Source organism: Flavobacterium sp. (assembly GCF_044338735.1).
Classification (GTDB): Bacteria; Bacteroidota; Bacteroidia; order Flavobacteriales; family Flavobacteriaceae; genus Flavobacterium.
In genome coordinates this window covers 1-2,623 of the sequence record NZ_JBIIWV010000236.1, presented here as the reverse complement: position 1 = coordinate 2,623, position 2,623 = coordinate 1, and the positions used below count along the sequence as shown (strand labels likewise).

Here is a 2,623-nt window from a genome sequence, read left to right as displayed (position 1 = left end):
CGCTGGTGCAAAATATCCTTATCAAAAGGTTGATGTTATCAGTTTTTGGAATCTCATAGGAAACACTAGAGACACTCCTGGTGTAAAATATCTTTGGAACGGAAATGAAATTTTGTTTTACGATGGCATCAATGCAAATAAATTCAACGGAACAGAATTAAAGAAATCATTAAAAAAACCATATTCCGCATTAAAAAAATAAATTATGAAAAAAATTATAGTTGTAGCTACAATGCTAATCAGTACTTTAGGATGTGCTCAAAAAGAAGAAACTAGTTTTAAAAAAGAAGGTTTAGAAAACGTAATGGTTACTACCGAAAATAAACCAATTACTTTTGCAGAAATTCTAAAAAAATACGAAGGAAAAACCATTGTAATCGATGTTTGGGCTTCTTGGTGTTCAGACTGTGTGAAAGGAATGCCAAAAGTAAAAGAATTACAAGAAAAAAATCCAGAGGTTACTTTCTTGTTTATCTCTATGGATAAATCCTATGAATCTTGGTTGAAAGGTATTGAAAAATATGAAGTTAAAGGAGAGCACTATTTAACTGCCGACGGAATGAAAGGGGTTTTTGGAAATTCAATTGATCTGGATTGGATTCCTAGATACATGGTGGTGAATAAAAAAGGTAAAATAGCATTATATAAGGTTATTGAAGCTGATGATAAAAAATTAATTAAAACTTTAGAATTGGTAAAATAATGAGAAAAAACATCGTTGCCGGAAACTGGAAAATGCACAAAACCCAAAAAGAAACCGTTGCATTATTGGAAGAAATTATCGCTAAGAAATCAAATACTACAACTGAAATTATTGTAGCTCCTACTTTTGTCAATTTATCAAAAGCGGTTGAGTTCACTAATGGAAAGGGAATTACTGTAGCCGCACAAAACATGCATCAGGCAGAAGGTGGCGCATTTACTGGCGAAATTGCCGCTTCAATGTTAACCGATATCGGGGTAAACACTGTTATCTTAGGTCACAGCGAAAGACGTGCGTATTTTCATGAAACCGATGCCCTGTTAGCTGACAAAGTGAATACTGCTTTAAAACATGATATGCGTATAATTTTCTGTTTTGGTGAAGAATTGAAAGACCGCCAACAAAACAATCATTTTAATGTAGTTGAATATCAATTGCGCGATGGATTGTTTCACATAGAAAAGAAAGACTGGGCAAATATCGTATTAGCTTACGAACCGGTATGGGCCATCGGAACGGGTGAAACTGCTTCTCCAGAACAAGCGCAAGAAATGCATAAATTCATTCGTAATTTAGTAGAGAAAGTTTACGGATTTGACGTTGCCGATAACTTAAGCATTTTATATGGCGGAAGTGTAAAACCAGATAATGCTAAAGAAATTTTCTCAAAACCTGATGTTGATGGCGGATTAATTGGTGGTGCTGCTTTAAAAGCAGATGACTTTTTAGCAATTGTGAATGGATTTTAAGATTTTCGGAATTTAGAACACAGATGAAACAGATTTAACGGATTATCACTGATTTTTTCAAAATAATACCATAAAAAAACTCCGATTTTCATCGGAGTTTTTTTATTTATTGATTCATCGAAATTAAAAATTCTTCGTTGTTTCGGGTTTTCTTAAATCGGTCGTGAATAAAATCCATCGCTTCTACTGGATTCATATCGGCAAGATATTTACGCATGATCCACATTCTATGAATGGTATTTTCGTCTAATAATAAGTCATCACGACGCGTACTTGAAGATACTAAGTCGATTGCAGGGAAAATACGTTTGTTAGAAATTCTTCTATCCAACTGTAATTCCATGTTACCCGTTCCTTTGAATTCTTCAAAGATTACTTCGTCCATTTTAGAACCCGTTTCGGTTAATGCTGTAGCAATGATACTCAATGAACCACCGTTTTCTACATTACGAGCTGCTCCAAAGAAACGTTTTGGTTTTTGTAACGCATTTGCATCAACACCACCACTTAATATTTTTCCAGAAGCAGGTTGTACTGTATTATAAGCTCTTGCTAAACGTGTAATTGAATCTAATAAAATGACTACATCATGACCACATTCTACTAAACGTTTTGCTTTTTCTAACACAATATTCGCAATTTTAACGTGTTCTTGAGGCTCTCTATCAAAAGTAGAAGCAATTACTTCACCACGAACACTTCTTTGCATATCGGTAACTTCTTCTGGGCGTTCATCAATCAATAATACAATTAAGTACACCTCAGGATGATTTGCCGCAATGGCATTAGCAACATCTTTCAACAACATGGTTTTACCCGTTTTTGGTTGGGCAACAATCATTCCGCGTTGTCCTTTTCCAATAGGCGAAAATAAATCGATAATACGCGTCGAAATAGTACTATCTCTTTCGGCTAAGTTGAATTTTTCGGTTGGAAAAACTGGAGTTAAATGTTCAAATGAAATTCGATCTCTAACCACTTGTGGATCGTGACCGTTTATTTTTAAAACTTTTACTAAAGGAAAATATTTTTCCCCTTCCTTTGGAGGACGCACCACTCCTTTTACAGTATCTCCCGTTTTTAATCCGAATAAACGAATTTGCGAAGTTGATAAGTAAATATCATCTGGTGAAGCTAAATAATTATAATCAGACGAACGTAAAAAACCATA

3 protein-coding genes and 1 pseudogene are annotated in these 2,623 nt (G+C 34.5%); 3 read left to right on the top strand and 1 reads right to left on the bottom strand.

What is annotated here, in order from left to right; all coding sequences use genetic code 11:
- From ACIQZC_RS10630 to tpiA, 3 genes and pseudogenes are all read left to right on the top strand, one after another.
- A pseudogene (locus ACIQZC_RS10630) lies at positions 1-202 on the top strand (protein tlpB); the annotation flags it as partial.
- A gap of 3 nt (positions 203-205) precedes the next feature.
- A complete protein-coding gene (locus ACIQZC_RS10625) occupies positions 206-703 on the top strand; it encodes a TlpA family protein disulfide reductase (RefSeq protein ID WP_396139197.1) in 498 nt (165 codons plus the stop codon).
- Entirely contained in the window at positions 703-1,452 is a 750-nt protein-coding gene (gene tpiA / locus ACIQZC_RS10620; RefSeq protein ID WP_396139196.1) for a triose-phosphate isomerase, read from the top strand. The genes ACIQZC_RS10625 and tpiA overlap by 1 nt, the downstream gene beginning before the upstream one ends.
- Before the next feature lie 106 nt (positions 1,453-1,558).
- On the opposite strand, the gene rho is transcribed toward tpiA, so the two are convergent.
- Positions 1,559-2,623, bottom strand: a 1,065-nt coding sequence (gene rho, locus ACIQZC_RS10615) for a transcription termination factor Rho (RefSeq protein ID WP_396139195.1), incomplete at its 5' end; no start/stop codon positions are given.

What these genes read in the sequence shown, in the direction of transcription:
- ACIQZC_RS10625 (WP_396139197.1), top strand. Translation starts at nt 206, where the DNA reads ATGAAAAAAATTATAGTTGTAGCTACAATGCTAATCAGTACTTTAGGA.
- tpiA (WP_396139196.1), top strand. Translation starts at nt 703, where the DNA reads ATGAGAAAAAACATCGTTGCCGGAAACTGGAAAATGCACAAAACCCAA.